This is a genomic window from Mucilaginibacter sp. (genome assembly GCF_035492695.1).
In the GTDB taxonomy this organism is placed as follows: Bacteria; Bacteroidota; Bacteroidia; order Sphingobacteriales; family Sphingobacteriaceae; genus Mucilaginibacter.
Genome location: NZ_DATJJC010000027.1, coordinates 58,277 through 81,646, shown reverse-complemented (window position 1 = coordinate 81,646; position 23,370 = coordinate 58,277). Strand labels below are relative to the sequence as shown.

At 42.6% G+C, this 23,370-nt stretch carries 21 protein-coding genes; 18 read left to right on the top strand and 3 right to left on the bottom strand.

Features of this window, described 5'->3' with window-relative positions:
• Positions 1 to 29: 29 nt before the first annotated feature.
• From VL525_RS16650 to VL525_RS16640, 3 genes are read right to left on the bottom strand one after another with little or no spacing between them, the layout of a single operon-like run.
• Complete coding sequence (locus VL525_RS16650; RefSeq protein WP_325388172.1) at positions 30 to 596, bottom strand: L-threonylcarbamoyladenylate synthase; 567 nt, start codon at positions 594 to 596, stop codon at positions 30 to 32.
• Positions 589 to 1,716, bottom strand: a complete 1,128-nt coding sequence (locus VL525_RS16645) for a glycosyltransferase family 1 protein (RefSeq protein ID WP_325388171.1) — start codon at positions 1,714 to 1,716, stop codon at positions 589 to 591. The genes VL525_RS16650 and VL525_RS16645 overlap by 8 nt, the downstream gene beginning before the upstream one ends.
• On the bottom strand, positions 1,717 to 2,532 hold the full coding sequence (locus VL525_RS16640) for a 2,3,4,5-tetrahydropyridine-2,6-dicarboxylate N-succinyltransferase (RefSeq protein ID WP_325388170.1): 816 nt from the start codon (positions 2,530 to 2,532) through the stop codon (positions 1,717 to 1,719).
• Between the two features lie 107 nt (positions 2,533 to 2,639).
• On the opposite strand from VL525_RS16640, the gene VL525_RS16635 reads away from it, so the two are divergent.
• From VL525_RS16635 to VL525_RS16550, 18 genes are all read left to right on the top strand, one after another.
• Positions 2,640 to 3,041 (top strand): RNA-binding S4 domain-containing protein, encoded by a 402-nt coding sequence (locus VL525_RS16635; protein ID WP_325388169.1) that lies wholly within the window; start codon positions 2,640 to 2,642, stop codon positions 3,039 to 3,041.
• Between the two features lie 197 nt (positions 3,042 to 3,238).
• Positions 3,239 to 4,069, top strand: coding sequence for a polysaccharide biosynthesis/export family protein (locus tag VL525_RS16630; RefSeq protein ID WP_325388168.1), 831 nt, complete (start codon positions 3,239 to 3,241; stop codon positions 4,067 to 4,069).
• Between the two features lie 38 nt (positions 4,070 to 4,107).
• The gene (locus VL525_RS16625) at positions 4,108 to 6,468 is read left to right on the top strand and encodes a GumC family protein (protein WP_325388167.1); all 2,361 of its coding nucleotides are present in this window, start codon (positions 4,108 to 4,110) and stop codon (positions 6,466 to 6,468) included.
• 56 nt (positions 6,469 to 6,524) lie between these two features.
• Positions 6,525 to 7,832, top strand: coding sequence for a nucleotide sugar dehydrogenase (locus VL525_RS16620; protein ID WP_325388166.1), 1,308 nt, complete (start codon positions 6,525 to 6,527; stop codon positions 7,830 to 7,832).
• Between the two features lie 169 nt (positions 7,833 to 8,001).
• Positions 8,002 to 9,264 carry an oligosaccharide flippase family protein gene (locus tag VL525_RS16615; RefSeq protein WP_325388165.1) on the top strand — a complete coding sequence of 421 codons (1,263 nt, stop codon included), beginning with the start codon at positions 8,002 to 8,004 and terminating at the stop codon, positions 9,262 to 9,264.
• Positions 9,261 to 10,655 carry a hypothetical protein gene (locus VL525_RS16610; RefSeq protein WP_325388164.1) on the top strand — a complete coding sequence of 465 codons (1,395 nt, stop codon included), beginning with the start codon at positions 9,261 to 9,263 and terminating at the stop codon, positions 10,653 to 10,655. The genes VL525_RS16615 and VL525_RS16610 overlap by 4 nt, the downstream gene beginning before the upstream one ends.
• Before the next feature lie 31 nt (positions 10,656 to 10,686).
• Positions 10,687 to 11,817 (top strand): glycosyltransferase family 4 protein, encoded by a 1,131-nt coding sequence (locus VL525_RS16605; protein ID WP_325388163.1) that lies wholly within the window; start codon positions 10,687 to 10,689, stop codon positions 11,815 to 11,817.
• Between the two features lie 220 nt (positions 11,818 to 12,037).
• The gene (locus tag VL525_RS16600; protein ID WP_414684779.1) at positions 12,038 to 12,466 is read left to right on the top strand and encodes an acyltransferase; all 429 of its coding nucleotides are present in this window, start codon (positions 12,038 to 12,040) and stop codon (positions 12,464 to 12,466) included.
• 6 nt (positions 12,467 to 12,472) lie between these two features.
• Positions 12,473 to 14,584 (top strand): bi-domain-containing oxidoreductase, encoded by a 2,112-nt coding sequence (locus VL525_RS16595; RefSeq protein WP_325388161.1) that lies wholly within the window; start codon positions 12,473 to 12,475, stop codon positions 14,582 to 14,584.
• Positions 14,585 to 14,594: 10 nt separating this feature from the next.
• Positions 14,595 to 15,842, top strand: coding sequence for a chondroitinase-B domain-containing protein (locus tag VL525_RS16590; protein WP_325388160.1), 1,248 nt, complete (start codon positions 14,595 to 14,597; stop codon positions 15,840 to 15,842).
• Position 15,843: 1 nt separating this feature from the next.
• Positions 15,844 to 16,944 (top strand): non-hydrolyzing UDP-N-acetylglucosamine 2-epimerase, encoded by a 1,101-nt coding sequence (gene wecB / locus VL525_RS16585; protein ID WP_325388159.1) that lies wholly within the window; start codon positions 15,844 to 15,846, stop codon positions 16,942 to 16,944.
• Positions 16,945 to 16,947: 3 nt separating this feature from the next.
• A complete protein-coding gene (locus VL525_RS16580) occupies positions 16,948 to 18,831 on the top strand; it encodes an alginate lyase family protein (protein WP_325388158.1) in 1,884 nt (627 codons plus the stop codon).
• Positions 18,831 to 20,069 carry a glycosyltransferase family 4 protein gene (locus tag VL525_RS16575; protein ID WP_325388157.1) on the top strand — a complete coding sequence of 413 codons (1,239 nt, stop codon included), beginning with the start codon at positions 18,831 to 18,833 and terminating at the stop codon, positions 20,067 to 20,069. The genes VL525_RS16580 and VL525_RS16575 overlap by 1 nt, the downstream gene beginning before the upstream one ends.
• A 6-nt stretch (positions 20,070 to 20,075) precedes the next feature.
• Entirely contained in the window at positions 20,076 to 20,699 is a 624-nt protein-coding gene (locus VL525_RS16570; RefSeq protein ID WP_325388156.1) for a sugar transferase, read from the top strand.
• Positions 20,696 to 21,340 carry a hypothetical protein gene (locus VL525_RS16565; protein ID WP_325388155.1) on the top strand — a complete coding sequence of 215 codons (645 nt, stop codon included), beginning with the start codon at positions 20,696 to 20,698 and terminating at the stop codon, positions 21,338 to 21,340. The genes VL525_RS16570 and VL525_RS16565 overlap by 4 nt, the downstream gene beginning before the upstream one ends.
• Positions 21,341 to 21,355: 15 nt before the next feature.
• The gene (locus VL525_RS16560; protein ID WP_325388154.1) at positions 21,356 to 21,586 is read left to right on the top strand and encodes an acyl carrier protein; all 231 of its coding nucleotides are present in this window, start codon (positions 21,356 to 21,358) and stop codon (positions 21,584 to 21,586) included.
• Positions 21,587 to 21,607: 21 nt separating this feature from the next.
• Positions 21,608 to 22,348, top strand: coding sequence for an SDR family oxidoreductase (locus tag VL525_RS16555; protein ID WP_325388153.1), 741 nt, complete (start codon positions 21,608 to 21,610; stop codon positions 22,346 to 22,348).
• A 9-nt stretch (positions 22,349 to 22,357) separates the two neighbouring features.
• Positions 22,358 to 23,368 (top strand): ketoacyl-ACP synthase III, encoded by a 1,011-nt coding sequence (locus VL525_RS16550; protein WP_325388152.1) that lies wholly within the window; start codon positions 22,358 to 22,360, stop codon positions 23,366 to 23,368.
• Positions 23,369 to 23,370: the final 2 nt, after the last annotated feature.

Here is a 23,370-nt window from a genome sequence, read left to right as displayed (position 1 = left end):
TAATTAGTACGGCTAAAACCATAAATAAATTAGCGACGCAAAAATTCGAAGCGCCCATCAGGCTGTAAACGCATAATAGTGGAGGGCTTTTTGAGTTCGGTATTTTGCTGTTCCAGGTCCACCACGTAATCTACGCCGCCGATGATCTCAGGGTCCACCTGGTTGAAATTCTGCGGAGACGGCCTGCCGCTGATGTTAGCCGACGTAGATACCAATGGCTTGCGTAATCTTTGTATCAATTGCCGGCAGAAGTCGTGCCTGGCAACGCGGATACCAACACTGCCATCCTCACTGATGATGGCCGGAGAAATATTTTTGGCGCCAGGCATAACCAGTGTTAATGGATTTTCGGCGAATTCTATTAACTCATAAGCTACTTGAGGCACTTCTTTAATGTAGCTTTCCAGGCGATTTTCGGTATCCAGCAGGATGATCATGCTTTTGGCTTCGTCGCGTTGTTTAAGCTCATATATCCTTTTTACGGCATCAGTATTGGTAGCATCGCAGCCGATGCCCCAAATGGTGTCGGTGGGGTACAGAATTATACCACCATCCTGTACAATTTTCAGTGCTTTGGCAACCTCGTCTCTAAGCATTTTGTAGTATGTTTTTATAAATATCGAACATTTGGCCGGCCAGTATTTTGTCATCAAAATTAGCCGAATATTCCCTGCCCTCAGCAATCATTTTTTGACGAAGCCCTTCGTCCCCTAAAACAAGGTTCAGCTTTTCGGCCAGCCCATTTACATCGTCGGGCGCAGCGTATTGACTGCATGGTCCGCCCGCTTCTTCCAGGCACGAACCGGTAGCTGCAATAACGGGGACGCCGGAGCAGAGCGCTTCAAGCACGGGTATACCAAACCCTTCATAACGCGACGGGTAGACGAAAATTTTGGCCGATTGGTATAACGCCGGAAGTTCGTCGAAGCTCACTGAATTCAGGAATATTACACGGTTTGCTATGTGATGCAGGTCTATAGCTCGTTTAACCTTGTTGAAATAAGCAGTTTGCCGGCCAACAACCACCAATTTAATATCGTAATTCAGCCCCGGTAGGGCATTGATCAATTGAAGCAAGTTCTTGCGCTCTTCAATGGTACCCACGCTTAAGATAAACTCAGCAGGCAGGTCATATTTTTTTAAAACAGCTTGTTTTTCCTGTTCTGAACTGTCTTTTTTAAAGATGGGATCGCAACCCTGGTATACCACTTCGATTTTCTCAGCCGGGATATTTAAAAGATCAATAAGATCCTGTTTGGTGCGTTTGCTTATGGCGACTATTTTATCAGCCACACGGCAGGCATGCTTTAACTTTGAGCTATAGATCAATCTATTGATAGCACCGAAATATTGCGGAAACCGCATAAATATCAAGTCATGCACAGTTACAACCGATCGGATGCCTTTTTTATCGATACCCCGGGGAAGCTCGTGACTAAGGCCATGGTAAAGGTCTACCTGGTCGCGTTTCAGATCCTTTACAACACCTGCGCTGCGCCACAGCGAGGTAAAAAATTTGGAACGCGGAACAACGGCCACCACATTCTGAAAGCCCGATGGAAAACTAAGCCCGTTTTGGTGCCTTATTTTTGGCGTGTAAAGGAAATACGTATTTTGCGGATAATACGACACCATTGACCGGATAAGCCACCGGCTATAGTTGCCCAGCCCCGTCCGGTTTAAAAAAGCGCGTTTGGCATCGTACCCGATACGCATTTATACTGCTACGTTATTTTCCCTCAAAGCATCATTAAGAGAGGTCTTTTTGTCTGTCGACTCCTTACGTTTGCCGATGATGAGCGCACAAGGCACCTGGTAGTCGCCGGCGGGGAATGTTTTAGTATAAGAGCCCGGTATAACAACAGATCTTTCGGGCACTATTCCCTTATATTCAACCGGGCGGTCGCCGGTCACATCGATGATCTTGGTTGATGCTGTCAAAACTACGTTTGCGCCCAATACAACCTCTTTTTCAAGATGCACACCTTCAACTACGATAGCTCTCGAACCCAGGAAACAATTATCCTCAATAATAACGGGTGAAGCCTGTACCGGTTCCAATACGCCGCCGATACCGACGCCGCCGCTTAAGTGGCAGTGTTTTCCAACCTGTGCGCACGAACCTACCGTGGCCCATGTATCAACCATGGTACCTTCATCTACATACGCGCCTATATTAACATATGATGGCATCATGATGACGCCTTTGGCCAGGTAGGCGCCATAACGGGCAATGGCGTGAGGTACTACACGAACACCGGTTTTTTTATAGTCGGTTTTCAATTTCATTTTATCATGGAAAACGAAAGGGCCCACCGATATCTCTTCCATATTGCGTATAGGAAAATAAAGTATTACAGCCTTTTTTATCCATTCGTGTGTATGCCAGCGGTGTGCAATAGGTTCAGCTACCCGCATTTCGCCTTTGTCAAGACCTTGTATCACCGTTTCAATAGCGGTTGTATAATCACGATTTGCCAGCAGGTTGCGGTCTTCCCAGGCCTCTTCGACCAATTTTTTTAGATTTTGCATCGGTAAAATTAAACTTTTGACAAATTAAAGGATTTTGGTGCAGATTTGTTTATGCAATATTTGCTTAAGTTTAATACCTGTAATACTAATAAAACGTTATTTCAAGTATGCCGGAAAAGGAAAAACTGAGAATAGATAAATACCTGTGGGCGATAAGAGTATTTAAAACCCGTACACTGGCAACCGAAGCCTGCAAAGCGGGCAGAGTAAAGCTGGATGGCCAGAACATAAAGCCGTCGCACGAGGTAAGGATAGGCGAGGTGTACCAGGTATCCAAGGGTATTGAGCGGAAAGTGATAAAGGTGACCGGCTTGCTTGAAAACAGGATGGATGCTAAAAGTGTGGTGAATTTTTTCGACGACGAAACGCCGATGGAGCAGACCAGCCAGTTCAAATCGTTGTTTCATGCGCCCCTGCTAAAACGCGACCGCGGGACCGGCAGGCCGACAAAGCGTGACAGGAGAAATATAGATGAGTTGAAGAGCGGGTTTTTTGAAAAGGGGGAGTAAGTTTGCTTTATCAATCCGGGGTTTAAATTGTTGAAAATAAAAGTTTTAAATCATGGCCGCAGTATGGAGGGCAGGCAGCCGCGCAGCAATGTTATGGCTGCGTAGCATGCACCTCAATTCGTTTTTATTAATAAAAAAATATATTTTTGCCGCGAACGCCTCATGAAGAAAATTTTTACCATCCCCAACTATACATCATGAAAAAAAATATCTGCAGGAGTATATTGTGGTTTTTTGTCCCTATCGTGTTTCTTAACTCCTGCGCTAATCAAAAAAAATTCATTTACTTTCAAAACACAGCCAATTGGCCCGATACCATAAATGTATCAAAAGCTTATATACCCAAAATACAGTCGGGTGATATTTTGTCCATACCGGTTAACTCGTTAAGTTCGGCGGCAAGTAGCTTTTTCAATCCTTTTTCAGGAAGTTCGGGCACCGGCATAGCCGCACCGGATGCCAATAATAATGGCAACGCATCTGTAGGAGTGCCTCAAACGTCACTAACGCAGTCAGCTTCAACAGGTTACCTGGTTGATGCCAATGGCGAGATCGAAATGCCGCTTTTGGGCTCGGTAAAAGTTGCGGGACTAACAACTACCGAGGCAAAGGATACCATAAAAAACAAATTAAGATTTTGGTTAAAGGAGCCAACCGTAAATGTCAGGTTTGTAAATTATAAAATATCTGTAATGGGCGAAGTTATGCACCCATCAGTATATGTAATTCCGAACGAAAGGGTTACCCTGCCAGAAGCAATAACCATGGCCGGCGATCTTACGCCGTTCGCCCGATATGACAATATACTTGTCATCCGTAATGACGACGGTAAAAAAGAATTTGGAAGAGTTAACCTAAACAGCAGGGAGGTGTTCTCATCGCCCTATTATTATCTCCATTCGGGCGACCTTGTTTATGTGGAACAAGGAAGAGTTAAGGCCCTGCAAAATGACCCGGTAATAAGATACTTACCGGTTGCTTTAAGCACCCTGGCTGCAATTGCACTGCTTGTTTACAGATCAAAGTAACTTATCAATTAAAGATCATTTTTGACTATTTTTAATCAATGGATAATAACGATATTAAGGGATATAGTGCGGTAACAGACGAGGACGATCGGTCCGATTTTGGTGAACTCGTGATGAAATATCTGCATTACTGGAAATGGTATGCAGTGTCAATAATTTTAGCCGTAGCCCTTGCTTTTACCTATATTAAGGTAACCACTCCTCTTTTTCAGATAGAGACAGACCTTTTAATTAAACAGGATAAAGACAATGCTACGCAAGGTGCAGGGGATGATATCCTGAAAAGCATGGACCTGTTCACTTCGGACAAGATCATCGACAATGAGGTCCAGATATTAAAGTCGTATACTTTAATGGAAAAGGTGATCAAGGCTTTGGGACTGGAAGTTTCATACTACGGCGTGGGCAGTGTTAGAAAGTATCCGATCTATAACGATCACTTACCTTTCGAGATAAGACTCATAAAATCGAACGACCAGAGCTATAAGGATCTTATCTCTATTAAGGTACGTGATAGACAGACTGTTGAAATAAACGGTAAAAAGTTCCCGATAAATACGCCGGTACAGACCGAATTCGGGCTACTGGAGTTAACCTGCAAGCGATTTGATGATAAAGTACTGAACCAGGATTTTTATGTTGGTTTTAATAAACTTACGGATCTATACCAAAATTATAGCAATGTATTGAATATCAATCCGGTAAGTAAGGAAGGAACCGTGCTGATCATTACTTTTCAGGACGCGGTTCCGCAGCGGGGGAAGGACATTTTAAACAGGTTGGTGTATGAATATAATAATGCAGCAATAGAAGATAAAAATAAGGTTACATCAAGCACATTGTCTTTCATAAATGAGCGTCTAAAGAGTTTGTCGGAAGAATTGGGGGTTGCTGAAAAAAATGTTGAAAGTTATAAATCCGCGAACAGAATAACGGATATAAGCGCACAGTCGCAAGTATTTATGCAAAGTGTGCAGCAAAATGATGCCGACCTGAGCAAGGTAAATATCCAGCTGAGCGTGTTGAAGAACCTGGAGACCTATGTGCAAAATGAACAGGGAAAATTGCCGTCGATGCTTGGTATAGACGATCCCACGTTGCTTGCGTTGGTAAGCCAATTGGGGGAAGCTGAATTGAGGAAGGCGAGTTTGCTGCAAACAATACCTGAGACCAACCCTATCGTCAATTCAATCAACGACCAGATAAAAGCGCTTAAATCAGCCATTACTCAATCGATACAGAATCTTAAATCGGGGTTGCTGGTAACACAACAGCAACTTCAGGATAAGAATAGCACATTCGAATCGGTGATACAAAAAGTACCGTCGAAAGAACGTGGTTTGCTCGACGTAATGCGCCAGCAGGATATTAAGAACACCCTGTTTAACTTTTTGCTGCAAAAACGGGAAGAACAGGCAATGTCGCTGGCATCGAACCTTGCCGATAGCAGGACCATTGATGTTGCACGCAGCGGCGACATACCGGTAAAACCGGTGATCCCGTTGGTTTTGGGTCTTTTTGTATTCCTGGGCTTAGCAATCCCTACCGGGGTGATATACATAAGGGACATGCTTAATAACAAGATAAAGAAGCGGTCCGATATCGAAAAATTCACACGTATACCGATACTTGCCGAAATTGCCCAATCCGATGAGTCTACTCCATTAATTGCAGTTGAAAAGCCGCGCTCGATGGTTGCCGAACAAATAAGGGCGTTGCGCACAAACCTGCAATTCATTAGCGCCGACCAAACCAGCAAAGTATTGTTATTTACATCAGGGATAAGCGGTGAAGGTAAATCATTTGTGTCGCTTAACCTTGGCGGTAGTTTGGCCATGTCGGGCAAAAAAGTGGTTATCCTGGAACTGGATCTCCGCAAGCCAAAATTACACCAGGCTTTAGGGGTTACAAATAGCCAGGGCCTGTCAAATTACCTGGTATCTAACATGTCGTATAAGGACATAGTAACGCCGATACCGCAGCAATCCAATTATTTTATTATTACGTGCGGCCAGATACCCCCGAATCCGGCTGAATTACTTACCAATGGCCGTATCGAAGTACTGATAAATGAGCTTAAAAAGGAATTCGACTATATAATAATGGATGCGCCGCCGGTTGGGCTGGTAACGGATGCACAGATACTTGGGAAATTTGCTAATGCTACATTATTTATGTTGCGGCATAACTATACCCTTAAAAAGCAGGTTTTCATGCTTGACGAGTTGTATAAAGGCAACAAATTGCCTCATCTCAACATCGTGTTCAATTCTATCGACTATTCTTCAAGCTATGGTTATGGATATGGCTACGGATATGGCTACGGATATGGCGGAGGGTATTACCAGGAAGAGGAGAAAAAGATATCGTGGTTTGCAAAACTTTTTGGGAAAAAATAATCGCCCGGGCATTACTGGGGGTAACGCTTTAACAATTAACATTTCAGAATAAATTAATGATCAATATTCACAATCCCAAAGAAGTTAAAATTGCTATAATTGGATTGGGCTATGTGGGCCTGCCACTTGCTATTGAGTTTGCGAAGCAATACGATGTGCTTGGGTTCGACATAAATGAAGAAAGGGTAAAAGAGCTTAGTGAGGGAACTGACCGGACTAAGGAAGCCAGCATAGATGACCTTAAACTGGTTATCGAAAAAAAGAAAAATGATGGCGACGAAGGACTGCATTTTTCGTCAAATAAAGATGACCTGAAGACCTGCAATGTTTTTATTGTAACTGTGCCCACCCCGATAGATCAGTTCAAAGCGCCGGATCTTACGCCATTACTCAAAGCCTCGGCTATGCTGGGCACAGCACTGAAAAGTGGCGACCTGGTTATTTATGAGTCCACGGTTTACCCGGGATGTACCGAGGAAGACTGCGTTCCGGTACTTGAGAAAACATCCGGATTGAAATTTAATGTCGACTTTTTTGCAGGATATTCGCCTGAACGTATCAATCCCGGCGACAAAGTGAACACATTAACCAAGATAAAAAAGGTTACCAGCGGTTCGACACCGGAAATAGCAGACCAGGTTGATGCATTATACCGGTCGATCATAACTGCCGGCACCCACAAGGCGCCGAGTATAAAGGTTGCAGAGGCTTCAAAAGCAATTGAAAATGCCCAGCGCGATGTAAATATCTCCTTTGTAAATGAACTTGCGCTGATATTCGACCGCATAGGCATCGATACTAACGATGTAATAGAAGCTGCCGCCACAAAGTGGAACTTTCTAAGATACAATCCGGGACTTGTGGGGGGGCATTGTATTGGCGTCGACCCATATTACCTGGCGCACAAGGCGCAATCATTGGGGTATCATCCACAGGTGATCCTGTCGGGCAGGCGCGTAAATGACACAATGGGATCGTTTGTTGCCAACAAGGTAGTTAAGCTGATGATCGACAAGGATCATAAGATAAAAGGCTCGAAAGCTTTGATAATGGGTGTCACGTTTAAGGAAAACTGTCCTGATGTACGCAACACAAGGGTGGTTGATATTTATCATGAATTGGTTCAGTTTGGGCTGGAAGTGGATATTTTTGATCCCTGGGCCAATGTAAACGAAGTTGAACATGAATACGGTATCACCATTCTGAATGAACTGAAGAACAACGTTATCTACGATGCCATAGTTGTAGCTGTCGCACATAACCAATTCCGCGATTTTGAATATCATAAGATCAAGCGAAACAACGGGGTCATTTTCGACACCAAAGCTTTCCTGGACAGGGGGTTGATCGATGGCAGGTTATAATATCTTTTTCTAATGCTGATCGTTTTGCAGCATGCGACTGAATTTTTAATCAACGATCGGAATTGTTCTATTTCAGGGTATGCTCACGGAAGATTATTTTTTTGCTAAAGATTGAAAAATGTGCCGTTTCCTTTCCGGAAAAATGGTAAGCTGAAATATAAATAACGCTTTGCTCAAAAGAATTTTAAAATATTCGCTCGTAGAGGCCACGTATAAAGGAGTTAATAAACTGATCTTACTGATCCTTCCTTTATTTTTAACTGGCAGCTATTTCGGTATTGTCAGCTACTATATCTCTATCGAAGTGCTATTCAGCGTTATACTGATAGCAGGATTTGATAAATTGACGCTAAAATTCTCCAGCACCTTTGGCGATAACAAGCCTTTAAAGTATTCGTTACGAAGCCAGGCGGTTACCTATATAATTGGTACGCTATTGCTGCTGACGTGTTTGCTGTTTGGTATTCAGCAAATAATGGCCGTTCCTATTATCCCCGAACTATGGATGGTATTGACCTGCGCGTTGTTGTCAAACCTGATCATCATACAAAGCAGTTTTTACAGGAGCATTAATGATGTAGCGCGGTATTTTAAAGTGCGTATCCTTTTTATCGGATTGAAGGGGACATTTATTATTGCAGCAGTAGCCATTTGGCCCCTACCTCAAACTTACATTTACGCTAATCTTATAAGCGGTTTTGCTTCTGTTATCCTGTTCAAAGGTTTCTATACAGGAAATTTTGCTAAAACGGTATTCCGGTCGGCACAGTCAAAGTTTTTTCTGAGATTTTCACTGCCCTTTATTTTTCATACTATTGCCACTCAGTTAATGGCGGTGCTCGACAGGTTTTTGTTGTTTCATTTCACCGATACAAAGTCGCTGGGCAGCTATTCACTGTCGTATGCTATAGGCAGCTCCATTGTCTTTTGTTTTATAGGGGTGTCATCCTATATGGAACCTATGATATATAAAGAAACTTCGACCAGGCGTGAATATTTTTTAAACCTTTACTTAAAATATTCATTGGGGATAGGTGTACTTGGGCTATTGTTCCTTTTTGCGCTGATCAAGTTTAACATAGTAGCGCGGTTTTATCATGGATATTCGCACGATACATGGAACAACGCCCTCAGAATTTTAATTTGCCACATGTTTTTACCATTTTATTTTATGGCAAATTATAATCTTACATCAAAGGGAAAAACAATGTCGCTGGCTTCGGTTACCATTACATCGTCTATCATAATGGCTGTAATGACCTACTTTTTTATCCTTTTCTGGAAAGTGGAAGGAGCAGTTTGGGCAGTGTTTTTAACTTATTTTATTTTAGGTTTGCTTGCGTTGTCGCACAAGTACAATCGCTCGGCCAGGGACCTGGGCAAGTACGCCGCGTTTACTGCAATAAATTTGATCTTGTTTTTAGTTGTATGAAGTTTTCCTACATCCTGGTCAATATCATAGTTATTTTATCGGCGTTGCTGGCAAGCGATAAGCTAATTTATGCGTATGGTTATTGGTGGTATGCCGTTCAGCTTATTGCAACATTGCTTTTTTACTACAAGTCAAAAGCCCGTTTCCTGGTTTATCTGAGTCCCTCATTCCTTTCTTTTATATACATCAGCTTATCAGCGACATTCGGGCATTTTGTCACCTGCAATAGCATTGGCCTTGCTGACATATATTTAACAACCCTTCGCAATATCCACCGATTAAATCTTTGTGTGGGCGTTTTACTCACCAGTAATTTTATTATGGTGCTGGCCTCATTTCCGATGCTTCGAAGATCGAAACATATGGACCTGACCGTACAGCCCTTTAGAAAAACAGGAAATATCAATAATTATAAAATCATTATTTTACTTGGTATTATTTGTGCCCTTGCGATTGTGAAAGTAAAGGTATCGGATTCAAACGCATCTATGGCAGCATATATTTTCCCTATTCAGTTAGGATTTACGATGCTGCTTTTGTTGAATCTGAAATACTTGACTTTGAAACCCCGGTTTGTGGTGTATGGCTTCCTGCTATTGCTTTTCGCTATAGGTAGTTACGACAGTAAAAGACAAATCTTTTTTATTCTCATTACGCTGATATTTTATGAAGCATGTATAAATGGGTTTAGTTTTAAGCATATCAAGATAAACTTTAAAATAGTTTTTCTGACCGTTTTACTTGGGGTAGTATTTCTTTACATCATTCTTATAAGCTCAATTTTAAGAGGGTACGGCGATTACCAGGTGCATGGCTTCTGGCAGGCTAACGGGTTTATTTTTAAATATATCGGCGAGGATTATTTTACTTCGGCGCTGGTGAGCAACCTTGAACTCAACTCATCATATGTTAATACGATAAACCCGATCAATTACGTCATATCCGGTCAGCAACCGCTGTTGTATGGAAGTACGCTGGCCAAAGGCCTGTTTGTATTTATACCCTCTTCGATAGTTCAAAAGCCGAGGAGTATAGTGGATATTTATACATCTATCTATTCTCCAAATTTCAGAATGCATGGCGGAAGCCTGCCGGTAACGATCCCTGCCGAACTTTTCTGGAATTTCCACGTGTTTTCTTTTCCCATCCTTGCGTTCATGTATCTCATTTTTAATAAATATTACCTGGTGCTGGTTAATGGCCTGATCAAAAACAGGACAACTATAGGTTTTATCATGATGTTCTATTTGTACGCATCTCTCATGCAAATTGCCAGGGGGTCGGGTTTGGATCTGTGGTTTGCCTATTGCCTGATAGCCTTACCATTTATAGTTATGTTCCGAAGAATTTTTAAGCCGAAGTTTTACCGCCAGCGCATGCCTGTAATGTAGAGATTCCGCAAGGCAGTTACAATGATCTTATATGAAAATCGCTATCGTCTACCACTTCTTCGCACACTACAGGGGCCCCATATTGGAAGAACTCTATTCCAACCAACTTTTTGATTTTTACTTCATAGCCGGCAAAAATCCCAACCCGCCCTACTCGTCGCTCAAATTGCACGAGTTTAAGGATAAGGGAAAGTTTATAGAGGTTAAGAACAAGTGGTATTTGAAATATTTTTTATGGCAAAAAAATTTAAACAGTGTACTGAAGAAGAATCGCTTTGATGCTGTCATTTTTCTTGGCGACTGGAAATTCATATCAACGTGGTTTGCTGTAAGATCGTTGCAGAAAAATGGTGTACATTGTATGTTCTGGAGCCACGGATTGTTGAACAAGCACAAGTCGTTAAATAATTCATTTAAGTATTGGTTCCTCGAAAGATTCAGAGACGGGGGTTTTTTATACAGCCATGCCGCGAAGGAAAACCTTTTAAGCATGGGCTATCCTTACGACCTGACGGTGATATATAATTCGCTCGATTTTAAGTTACAGGTTGAGACGATCAATAAGATCAATTCAGAAGCAAAACCCGGGAGCCCCGCTCACCCTTATTTAGTATTTACGGGACGTTTATTGGCTGACAGAAACCTCGAGTTGGTTTTTGATGCAATGAAATTGCTGAACGAAGAAAATATAAGGGTCGACCTTGTTATCATCGGAAGCGGCCCTCACCTCGACAACTTAAAAAATTACGCGGGAACATTGGGGTTAGAAGATCGTGTGAAGTTTTTGGGAGCTATTTACGACGAAAACGTTATTGGCAGATACTTTATGGACGCTGCTGCATGCGTTTTCCCCGGACCGATAGGGTTGACCGTTATTCATTCTTTTACTTACGGCACACCGGTAATTACTAACGACAACTTTGCAAGGCATAAGCCCGAAGCCGAGGTGTTGGTGGATGAGGTAAATAGTTTTTTGTTTAAGGAAGGGGATAGGGCAGCCCTTGCGCAAAAAATTAAAAGAGTTTTAAATTTGAACGCACTGGAAAAAGAGCAGTTTAAAATAAATACATTTAAGGCAGTGCAGGAAAAATACAATCCCGAAAAACAAACGGAATTAATTGTCAACCGGTTATCGCAACTAAGAAAAATAAAATCAGCTTAAAAAATAAAAGGATGGGTAACATCCATTGGCTCGCTGTAATGATGTTTTGCGATACGTATACAGAGCCGGCTGCGTGTCGTATTTGTAAATGTAACGAGTAGTAAATAAATAGCGCTGAAATTAAGTGCATCATACTATGAAAAGTTTTCTGAAAAGGATTAGGATGTATTATTTGTTAAAATTTGTTTACCATATCCGGTCATACGGCAAACAGTTTTATATGGGAAGAGGAAACCTGATCAATTGCAAGGAACTGGTTATTGGTGATTGTGTTTATGTCGGAAATAATTGTCACCTGTCCATCGACTCACTAAAAATAGATGACTATACCATGCTGGCATCGCGTGTTTCGATTGTTGGCGGCGACCATCGGTTTGACATAGCGGGCACCCCCATCAGGAATACCGGCCGCGCCGAAAGAAAAGGCGTTATTATCAACAAGGATTGCTGGCTTGGTCACGGGGTAACTGTACTTGATGGCGTAGAAATAGGCGAAGGGGCTATAATTGCCACCGGTGCTATTGTTACCAAATCAGTAGAGCCGTATACCATATATGCCGGTATACCGGCAAAAAAGCTTCGGGACAGGTTCAAAACGTCTGCTGAAGTAAAATTGCACAGTAAAGCTATCAATGGAAAATATCAATAATAATAAATGAAGCAAATTATACAGTCCTTTAAAACAGGCGAAACTATATTGGAAGATATTCCGGCCCCTTTAGTATCACGCGGGAATGTTTTGATAAAAACAACACGGTCGCTTGTATCGTTAGGTACCGAACGTATGCTGGTTGAGTTTGGCAAAGCCAACCTGGTACAGAAAGCCCGGCAGCAGCCCGATAAGGTAAAGCAGGTGTTGGACAAAATAAAAACGGAGGGCCTGGCCCCAACGCTTGAGGCTGTATTTAATAAATTAGGCCAGCCTTTGCCGCTGGGCTATTGCAACGTAGGCAAAGTAATAGCAGTAGGCGATGGCGTAAGTGAATTTAAGATAGGGGACAGGGTAACATCCAACGGGCCGCATGCCGAATTTGTAAATGTTCCTAAAAACCTTGTTGCTGCAATACCCGATAATGTAACGGACGAAGAAGCAGCTTTTACGGTTATCGGTTCTATAGGTTTACAGGGCATCCGTTTATGCGCACCAACTTTAGGTGAAACGATCGTAGTTTTTGGCTTGGGACTAATTGGACTGCTAACTGCCGAGTTACTGGTGAGCAATGGTTGCCGGGTGATCGGCATCGATCTGGATGCGCAAAAAATAGAGGTAGCCAGGAAAAAAGGTATCATCGCTATAAACCCACGCGAGGGAGAAGATGTTGTTAAATCGGTAATGAACCAAACCGGGGATATTGGCGCTGATGGCGTAATTATAACAGCTTCGGCCAAAACTGACGATATCATTTCGCAGGCAGCGCAAATGAGCCGTAAACGTGGCCGCATTATCCTGGTAGGCGTAATCGGGTTGAACATCAGCCGGGCAGAGTTTTATGAAAAGGAATTGACCTTCCAGGTATCCTGTTCTTACGGTCCGGGCCGTTACGATGAATCTTACGAACAATCCGGTATCGATTATCCGTTGCAATTTGTGAGGTGGACCGAAAAGCGGAATTTTCAAACCATTTTGCAGGCTATTTCTGCAGGTAAGCTCGATGTGAAGTCTCTTATCACCGAACGTGTTTCGCTTGACAACTATAAGGATATCTACGATAATATCAGTAATAAGGGATCGATAGCGTCAATACTCGAGTATCCTGAAAGCAGCGACGCCTCAAATACCGTTGTATTGCGATCAGCCGGATTTGATAGCCCGGGGACAGGGATCGGGATCATTGGTGCAGGGAATTTTACAAAAATGACCATGCTGCCCGCTCTGGAAAAGGCGGGGGCTGCTATAGTATCTATAGCCAGTGCAGGAGGCGTAACAGGTACCGCCCTGGCAAAAAAACACAACATCAGTAAAAGTACAACCGATTATAAAGAGATATTAACCGACCAGTCAGTCGGCCTGGTTATGATCACAACAAGGCATAACCAGCATGCGTCCATGGTTAAGCAGGCGCTGGCAGCCGGTAAGCATGTGTTTGTAGAAAAACCCCTGGCGTTGAACAATGATGAACTTAACGAAATTATTACATCGTATGACGGAACAAAATCCCTGACTGTTGGTTTTAACCGCAGGTTTTCGCCACACATACAGAAGATAAAACAGTTGGTGGGGAACACACAGATGAATATAATAGCCACAATGAACGCCGGCCACATACCGCCGAATGTTTGGGTACACGATATGAATGTTGGCGGAGGCCGGATAATTGGCGAAGCCTGTCATTTTATAGATCTGATAACATTTTTGACAGGGAGTAAAGTGAAAGCAGTAATGATGAATTCCATGGGGACAAATCCGCAGGAAAATACGGATAATGCAACCATACTTCTGAAGTATGAAAATGGAAGTACAGGTGTGATCAACTATTTTGCTAACGGATCAAAAGAATATTCAAAGGAAAGAGTTGAAGTATACTCCCAGGAACGGACCGCGATAATGGACAACTACCGTGTTACACAGGGTTATGGCTTCAAAGGATTTTCGAAATTAAAAACCACGCTTGATAAAGGCCATAAAGAACAATTCAAACTGTTGGCCGAAAGGGTAAAAAGCGGTGGTGCAGCACTTATTCCGTTCGATGAAATAATAAATACTACAAAGGCCTCGTTTGCAGCTATACAGAGCCTGAAAGAAGGGGCCTGGGTTGTTGTCAATTAAATTACAAATCATGAAAAACAAAAGAAATATTGGTCGGTTGAGCAATACCATTTTTAGTGGCCTCGCTGCAATAGCAATGGTGGCTTTCTGCCAGTCAAACTGCCTTGCCCGAGACTTGCACATCACTGCAAAACCAGGCGGTACCTATAATTTGCCCGCGGTTTTGAACGATACCAAAGTAATTATTGACGGTTATGGTTCATCAGGCTCGCCGTTTACAGTAACAGGCGTTGCAGGGAAAACAACGATAAATGGCAACAGTGCCATTTTAGTTGTGGGGAATTATATTACCGTTCAAAATGTTTCATTTATAAACAACAATATCAATTACCGCGAGAGCGAAGCGCTTTTGCAGATGGGAGATAAAAAAAGAGCTGTTATAGGTGATGCCATACGAAATTGCGACTTTAATTATACCGATGTATTTGACGACCAGGATAAGGCGACGCAATTTTACTGGGTAGAGATATATGGCAGAAATAACGTGGTAGATTATTGCACATTCCAGGGAAAGCAAAACAGGCTCCCCATTATTCACGTAAACTCGCACAGCTGGACGGGGGAGGATAACACGATCTCGAATTGCACCTTTCAAAATGTGAAAGCCCGTAAGGGCGAAGCGCTTGAAGCCATTAGGGTGGGTTTGGGTAATAGCCGTTCGAATTGCAGGATCATCAATAATAAATTCATGAACTATTTTGGCGATTCAGAAACAGTCAGTTGTAAATCCAATGGCGTTTTGATAGAAGGCAACACATTTACTAATTGCCGTTCGGGAGTTTCGCTGCGGCTTTCAGATTCGAGCGTGATCAGGAATAACAAATTTATGACCAAAGCCGGTGTAAGGATAAGCGGGATAGGCCATGTTATAACAAACAATGTATTTGACAGCCCCGATTTCAGCAGTATAATTTTTATGCGCGGGGGTGATGCGTGTAATTATAAAAGGGTGAACGGTGTTGATATTTCAGATAACATATTTATGGGAAAATTTGAAATGCAGGTACTAAAAACAAAAAATTGTCCTAGCCCTCCAGAGGGTGTTACTATTCATCATAACTTTGTTTACGCCGATAATCTGTTTAAAGTGGATGACGACGATATCGATAATGTTTTTAAAACCGATTCGGAAGGGACCGTTGTAAGATCGGATGGAATAGGTGTAACCCGGTTCAGGTTGAAGCGATTAAACTCAACAAACGAAGATAGTGCCATGAAAAAAGTAAGAGCTTATCGGGCACAGAAGCAAAATAACTAAGATGAACATAACCATTATAGCCGGTGCCCGTCCTAACTTCATGAAAATAGCGCCAATTATTGATGCGATAAAAAAGAAAAAAGCCGAAAACTATGATATAAACTACCGCCTGGTACATACCGGGCAGCACTATGACAAGAAGATGTCGGGAGATTTCTTCGAACAATTAGGCATTCCCGAACCTGACGCCAACCTGGAAGCCGGTGGGGGTACGCAGGCGGAGCAAACCGCTGCAATAATGATAGGATTCGAAAGGGATCTGGTAGCTAACCCTGCTGATTTGGTTTTGGTAGTAGGAGATGTTACCTCTACTATGGCTTGCGCCATTACCGCCCAAAAATTGCATGTTAAGGTGGCGCATGTTGAGGCAGGTATCCGTTCGGGCGATTGGACCATGCCCGAAGAAATTAACCGCCTGGTGACCGATAGCATAACCAACTATTTTTTCACTACTTCGGCCACTGCAAATGACAGCCTACGAAATAGCGGCATAACTGATGACCGGATTTTCTTTGTAGGAAATACGATGATAGACACGCTTCTGAAAAATAAAAGCAGGTTTATACAGCCTGCCGTATGGAACGAAGCAAAGTTAACCGACCATAATTACTTTGTGCTTACCCTGCATCGCCCTGCTAATGTTGACCAGGAGCAGCAGTTGAAGCTGTTAATGAGCGAGATAATAGAACACAGCAAAGGTTTGCCAATAGTTTTCCCCGTGCATCCGCGTACCGCGAAAAACCTGCAGGGCCTTGGTATTAGTGCGCCCAACCTTTACTTTATTGAACCTATGAGTTACCTTGAGTTTAATTACCTGGTTGAACGCGCCAAACTGGTTGTGACAGATTCGGGTGGAATAACTGAGGAAACAACAGTAATGGGCGTGCCGTGTGTAACGCTTAGGGATAATACCGAAAGGCCGGAGACCATAACTATTGGAACAAATGAACTAATTGGAACCAACCCTGGCGCGATAAAGCCTGCGTTTGAAAAATTATTTAGCGGCAACTGGAAAAAAGGCGGTATCCCTCCATTTTGGGATGGTAAAGTAGCCGAAAGGATAGTTGATAATTTACTTAATATATCTTTGCAGAAAAATTAAGTAATGTTTGCAAAAGTTCAACGGGCCGGCCAGCTTATTGGTAATATGGGCTGGAGATACATATTCTTCCGGCTTGGCTTCGAACTTAAAAAAAGGACGGGAATGCATAAAAAGGCCTTTCCGGTACAACCCGCCCATAAAACCTTTCTTTCGCTTGACGAATGGCGCCGCAATTATATTCCCTTTTTCTTTAAGAGCAGGGAGGAGATCGCCTTTAACCTTCCATTATCAAAGCAGCTTGAAAAAGACCATGCCCAAATATCCGCCCATAATTTTACTTTTTTTTCGAGCCTTGAGTATAAACTTGGCCCGGGTTATGACTGGCTGACCAACCCCGATACTGGTTATTCATACAACGGCAAGGCACATTGGACCGAAATCAACGACTACAGCCAGGCGGCTGGTGATATTAAGTTTGTTTGGGAACCGTCGCGTTTTTCGCACCTGTACACATTTATACGTTACGACAAACATTCAGGCAAGGATTGTTCTGTACCGGTTTTCGGCGAGATATCTAATTGGATTGGTGCCAATACGATAAACCAGGGCCCTAATTTTAAGTGCAGCCAGGAAATATCCCTCCGGATGATGAACTGGATATTTGCCTTGTATTACTACCGGAATTCGCCTTCGCTCACGGAAGAGTTGTTTGATAAAATACAACACTATCTATATTGGCAGACACGCCATGTGTATGATAACATAGATTTTTCGAGAATAGCTGTACGAAATAACCACGCTATTACAGAAACACTGGCTTTGTACATTGTAGGTACTTTGTTTCCGCAATTGCCTGGCGCAGCTAAATGGAAGAAAGATGGTAAACGCTGGTTTGAAGAGGAGATTGCCTACCAGGTTTATGAAGATGGCACTTTTCTCCAGTTCTCCATGAATTATCATCGGGTGGTGGTTCAGCTAATGACCTGGGCCATCCGGCTGGCTGAGTTGAATGATGAACGTTTTGCTGATGTGGTTTATGATCGTGCAGCAAAAAGCCTGCAATTTTTAACTGCGGCGATGGACGAAACGACAGGTTGGCTGCCAAACTATGGCGCAAACGACGGCGCCTTATTTTTTAAATTAAGCGACAGCCATTTCCGCGACTACCGCCCTCAACTGGAAGCGTTAAGCAATGCGCTTGGCATGAAGTGGCCGTACGGACATTACGAGGACAGCGACTGGTACGGGCTGAAGCCGGCCGAATATAAAAGCGATCTATTGATACAAACCGGGTACCGTTCATTTAATAAAGGTGGATACCACATTTACAGATCGGCGGATTCGGTCAGTTTTGTGCGATGCGGCGACCACAAGGATCGCCCTTCACAGGCCGATAACCTGCACCTTGACATCTGGCACAAGGGTATCAATGTGTTGCATGATGCCGGCAGCTACAAATATAATGCGGACCAATCCGACCTGAAATATTTTATGGGTACCCGCTCGCATAATACCGTTATGCTGGACGATTACGACCAGATGGAAAAGGGGGCGAGGTTTATATGGTATTATTGGACGCAATGTGAGTCAGTAAAAACTAACGAAACAGGGGAATATTTTTTATTTGAAGGAACGATAAGGGCCTTTCAGCACATCAATAAAAACATAAGGCATACGCGCAAAATAACCGTGTACAAAAATGCCGCGATTTGGCAGGTGGAAGATATTATAGACAACAAACCGCCGGGGATGGCATTAACACAACTTTGGCACACCTGTTACCCCGGAATGCTTAAATTTGAATCGTCGACAGCTTTGGAACAGACGTTAAAGCCGGCAATAGGCACAGGGTACTACTCCTCGTTTTACGGGAAAAAGGAAAAATGCACCGAAATTGCGTTTGCCACGAACGAAAATAGATTGGCGACACGTATAACCGTTATTTAATGAAAATACTACTACTACATCAATATTATTTAGAAGAAAACGATTCCGGCGGTTCCAGGTGGAATGAAATAACAAAGATGTGGGCCGAAAAAGGCCACGACATCACGGTGCTGGCCGGGATGATGAATGCTAATGGCAAGGAAAAACTACCCGAATACAAAGGCCTTTATTTTAAATTAAAGCAGCAGGGTGATATTAAAGTTTGGCGATGCCATGTTTCTGAAGCCTACAATAAAAGCTTTTTGGGCCGGTTGTGGGGCTATTTCTCTTTTATGTTTTCTTCTATATGGGGGGGCTTGTTTAAGGCAAAAGGCAAGTTTGATGTAGTAATTGTTACGTCGCCGCCATTGTTTGTTGGTTTTAGCGGTTATATCCTCTCCCGGTTCAAGTCAATTCCACTTGTTTTTGAAGTAAGGGACCTTTGGCCGGAGTCGGCAATAGATACTGGTGTATTAACCAATAAAGTGATCATCAGGCTGGCTTACTGGTTCGAAGCTTTTATTTACCGGAAAGCCAAATTGATCAATGTTTTAACCCCGGCGTTTTATAAGACGCTGAAAGAGGTTAAAAATATACCCGAAAATAAGCTGCTGATGATCCCTAATGCTGCCGATTTTAGTCTATCCGAAACGTTATTGCAGAATTTTGATGCAGAAGCCTTTCGTAAAGAGCATAATTTTGATGGGAAATTCGTCATTACTTATGTTGGCGCGCATGGTGTTGCCAACCACCTGGAGCAGGTTTTGGATGCCGGTAAATCATTGCAGGATACCAATGTACTGTTTGTATTGATAGGGCAGGGTATGGAAAAAGAGCGCCTTAAAAATATGGCAGCGGAACGGAACATTACCAATGTGCTTTTTTTGGATCCCGTGCCTAAAAAGGAAGTTTTTAAGTATATACTGGCCTCGGATATGGGAGCGTCTGTGTTGAAAAAGGTTGATACTTTTAAAACGGTATATTCTAACAAAACCTTTGATTACATGTCGTGCAGAAAGCCGATACTAATGGCAATTGATGGTGTATCGCGGGAATTGGTGGAAGCGTCGGGAGCCGGCGTTTACGTGGAACCTGAAAATACAGAGCAATACGATATCATTATCAGGCAATATATAACCGACCCTGACAGGATAAAAAGAGAGGGCGACAGCGGCTATAATTATGCGAAAGAAAATTTTGACCGCGAAGTGCTTGCCTCGCGCTACCTGGAACAAATAGAGAGGATAGCCAAAAAATAACAGGATATGTATAAAAGCTTTTTTAAGATCATATTGGAGTGGCTTATAGCTTTTATGGCATTTATCATACTGTCGCCGGTATTTTTACTGGCAACTATTCTTTTGACCATTGCCAACGGAGGGCGCCCGTTCTTTGTTCAGCCAAGGCCAGGCAAATACGGACATATCTTCAAAGTCATCAAATTTAAAACCATGAACGACAGGAAGGATGCGAATGGCCGGTTGCTTCCTGACGCCGTAAGACTTACCCCTATCGGTTCATTCGTCCGGAAAACATCTATTGATGAAATACCCCAGTTACTTAATGTACTGAAAGGCGATATGAGTTTGATCGGTCCGCGCCCATTATTGGTAGAATACTTACCTTTGTACGATGACTTCCAAAAAAGAAGGCACGAAATGCGACCAGGTATAACGGGCTGGGCGCAGGTAAATGGCCGAAATGCCATTAGCTGGGAACAAAAATTCAAATATGATGTTTGGTATGTCGACCATGTGAGTTTCGTACTGGATGTAAAAATAATGTGGTTAACGATTATAAAAATTTTTAAATCCGAGGGGATCAGTTCGGCAACTTCTGCCACAATGGAACGATTTACCGGAAACTTGATGTCTGATAAACAAGCATGAAAGATATAGCAATTTTTGGCGCCGGCGGATTTGGAAGAGAAGTATACCTTTTAATTCAGAAGCTGAACGAAATAAAGAAACAATGGAACCTGTTAGGTTTTTTTGACGATAACCCTTCCGTAAGTTTCGGCACCAGCCATATTCCTCTTAATTACCTGGGTACTTTAAAGGAACTTAATGAGTACAAACGCCCGCTTGATGTTGTTATCGCCCTTGGTGACCCCCAGGCCATCAGCAAGGTTACAGCCCGTTTAACGAATAATAATTTATCCTATCCAAATATTATTGCGGATGATAGTATTATCTATGATAAAAATTTGATAATAGGAAAGGGTAACATTATAACATCAGGTTGTATATTTACCGACAATATTGCCCTTGGTAATTTTAATGTTTTCAATCTGAAAACATCTGTAGGCCACGATGTTAAGATGGGGGACTGTAATGTCTTCAATCCAAATTCAGCTATATCAGGCAACGTTACTATCGGTAATAACAACTTTTTTGGCTTGAATTCGTCCATTGTGCAGGATAAAAAGGTCGGGTCGAACAACAAGGTCGGCGCAGCGACACTAATTATAAAAAACATCAACGATAATGAGTTTTATTTTGGTGTGCCAGGTTATAAATCTACTTTGTAAATTACAATCTATTATATGGAACTAAATACTTTCATTCAAAATTTCGAAAAACAGCTGGAGGATGTTGCTCCGGGTTCCGTTGGGGCAGACACCGTGTTTAAGGACCTTGACGAATGGGATTCGATGACAGCGTTGTCAATGATCGCCATGGTTGATGAAGAGTATTCTGTGAAACTTACCGGCAACGAGATAAAACAAGCCCAAACAATTGAAGACCTGTTTAATATCGTAAAAAGTAAAAAATAATTACTAAATACTGACGGCTTGATGCTTGATCTGCAGGGGAAAAATATTTTAGTTACCGGCGCTTCATCTGGTATAGGAAAAGATATTGCCATTTTACTTTCAAAACTTGGAGCCAGGCTGATCATTACCGGCCGGGACCACGATAGGTTAAATCAAACAGCCGCTTTGCTTGATAACCAGGGAACGCACCTTGCGGTAATAGCCGATATGGATGCCGAAACTGATATTAAGGCATTGGTGGAAAAGGTAGAGAAACTAGATGGAGCCGTTTTCTGTGCAGGTATTATCGACTATAGCCCCGTAAAGTTCCTGTCAAAAGAAAAGATCAACAAAGTGCTGAGCGTGAACTTTGTAAGCCAGGTGTTATTGACTCAAGGCCTTTTAAAAGAAAAAAAAATAGCCAAACAATCTTCGCTGGTTTATATTTCATCACTGTCGTCTAAGTTGGGCGTGGCCGGAACAGCTGTATACGCGGCTTCAAAGGCTGCATTATCTGCTTTCGCAAAAGTGCTTGCAACTGAATTAGCGGCCCAGAAGATAAGGGTAAACTCATTGAGCCCGGGTATCGTAAAAACGCCGATGACAGATGGGGCAGATTCAGCAATATCAAGTGACGATATGAAAGAAGATGAAAAAAAATACCCCTTTGGATATGGTAGTACCATTGATGTTGCGAACTATGTTGCCTTTTTATTGTCGGATAATTCCCCGTGGATAACAGGGTCGGACCTGGTGATGGACGGGGGATTTACATTAAATTGATTACAAGCGGTGTTAAAAAAAGCAAGAATTAAATATATAGCCTACTATCTGCCTGAAAAAGTGTTGAGCAATGAAGCTCTTTCAGCAGAATTTCCTGAGTGGTCTGCTGATAAAATAATAACGAAGACCGGTATAGGTGAAAGGCACATTGCGGCCCCGGATGAATTTACTTCGGATATGGCCGTAAAAGCAGCCCAAAAGCTGTTCGACGAATATGGCGTCGCTAAATCGGATATAGACTATATTTTGTTATGCACGCAAAGCCCTGATTACCAGCTTCCAACAACAGCGTGTATTGTACAGGACCGCCTGGGCATACCAACTACGGCCGGGGCATTGGACTTCAACCTCGGTTGTTCGGGGTATGTTTATGGATTGAGCCTTGCCAAGGGTCTTATAGCGGCAAACATTGCCAAAAACATTCTTTTGATCACCTCGGAGACCTATAGCAAGTACATTCACGAAAAAGATAGGGGAAATCGTACAATTTTTGGCGACGCTGCGGCTGCTACGCTCATTAGTGGTGAAGGAGATGGTTTGGAAATAGAAGAATTTGTTTTGGGAACCGACGGCAGGGGTGCCGACAACCTGATCGTAAAAAACAGCGGGTCGAAATATAAAGCCGGGCTGCCTGGTGAAAATGCACCCGAATTTAATGGCGAACGTAACGATTATTACCTTTTTATGGATGGCTCCGAAATATTCAATTTCACCATAGAGTCGGTGCCGGGATTAGTTAATCAAACCCTGGAGAAAAATAATCTGTCGTTTGATAATGTTGACCTGTTTGTTTTTCACCAGGCTAATAAATACATGCTTAACCATTTGAGGAAGAAGATCGGGATAAGTGAAGAGAAGTTTTTATATGAAATGGAGAATTGTGGCAATACCGTCTCGTCAACAATTCCAATCGTTTTAAAAGAGGCGTTCGTTCAAAATAAAATACAACAGAACATGCGAATTTTGTTGGCCGGATTTGGTGTAGGCTATTCGTGGGGCGGTGTAATCTTGAAATCATAATT

What these genes read in the sequence shown, in the direction of transcription:
- VL525_RS16650 (WP_325388172.1), bottom strand. Translation starts at nt 596, where the DNA reads ATGCTTAGAGACGAGGTTGCCAAAGCACTGAAAATTGTACAGGATGGT.
- VL525_RS16645 (WP_325388171.1), bottom strand. Translation starts at nt 1,716, where the DNA reads ATGCGTATCGGGTACGATGCCAAACGCGCTTTTTTAAACCGGACGGGG.
- VL525_RS16640 (WP_325388170.1), bottom strand. Translation starts at nt 2,532, where the DNA reads ATGCAAAATCTAAAAAAATTGGTCGAAGAGGCCTGGGAAGACCGCAAC.
- VL525_RS16635 (WP_325388169.1), top strand. Translation starts at nt 2,640, where the DNA reads ATGCCGGAAAAGGAAAAACTGAGAATAGATAAATACCTGTGGGCGATA.
- VL525_RS16630 (WP_325388168.1), top strand. Translation starts at nt 3,239, where the DNA reads ATGAAAAAAAATATCTGCAGGAGTATATTGTGGTTTTTTGTCCCTATC.
- VL525_RS16625 (WP_325388167.1), top strand. Translation starts at nt 4,108, where the DNA reads ATGGATAATAACGATATTAAGGGATATAGTGCGGTAACAGACGAGGAC.
- VL525_RS16620 (WP_325388166.1), top strand. Translation starts at nt 6,525, where the DNA reads ATGATCAATATTCACAATCCCAAAGAAGTTAAAATTGCTATAATTGGA.
- VL525_RS16610 (WP_325388164.1), top strand. Translation starts at nt 9,261, where the DNA reads ATGAAGTTTTCCTACATCCTGGTCAATATCATAGTTATTTTATCGGCG.
- VL525_RS16605 (WP_325388163.1), top strand. Translation starts at nt 10,687, where the DNA reads ATGAAAATCGCTATCGTCTACCACTTCTTCGCACACTACAGGGGCCCC.
- VL525_RS16600 (WP_414684779.1), top strand. Translation starts at nt 12,038, where the DNA reads ATGGGAAGAGGAAACCTGATCAATTGCAAGGAACTGGTTATTGGTGAT.
- VL525_RS16595 (WP_325388161.1), top strand. Translation starts at nt 12,473, where the DNA reads ATGAAGCAAATTATACAGTCCTTTAAAACAGGCGAAACTATATTGGAA.
- VL525_RS16590 (WP_325388160.1), top strand. Translation starts at nt 14,595, where the DNA reads ATGAAAAACAAAAGAAATATTGGTCGGTTGAGCAATACCATTTTTAGT.
- wecB (WP_325388159.1), top strand. Translation starts at nt 15,844, where the DNA reads ATGAACATAACCATTATAGCCGGTGCCCGTCCTAACTTCATGAAAATA.
- VL525_RS16580 (WP_325388158.1), top strand. Translation starts at nt 16,948, where the DNA reads ATGTTTGCAAAAGTTCAACGGGCCGGCCAGCTTATTGGTAATATGGGC.
- VL525_RS16575 (WP_325388157.1), top strand. Translation starts at nt 18,831, where the DNA reads ATGAAAATACTACTACTACATCAATATTATTTAGAAGAAAACGATTCC.
- VL525_RS16570 (WP_325388156.1), top strand. Translation starts at nt 20,076, where the DNA reads ATGTATAAAAGCTTTTTTAAGATCATATTGGAGTGGCTTATAGCTTTT.
- VL525_RS16565 (WP_325388155.1), top strand. Translation starts at nt 20,696, where the DNA reads ATGAAAGATATAGCAATTTTTGGCGCCGGCGGATTTGGAAGAGAAGTA.
- VL525_RS16560 (WP_325388154.1), top strand. Translation starts at nt 21,356, where the DNA reads ATGGAACTAAATACTTTCATTCAAAATTTCGAAAAACAGCTGGAGGAT.
- VL525_RS16555 (WP_325388153.1), top strand. Translation starts at nt 21,608, where the DNA reads ATGCTTGATCTGCAGGGGAAAAATATTTTAGTTACCGGCGCTTCATCT.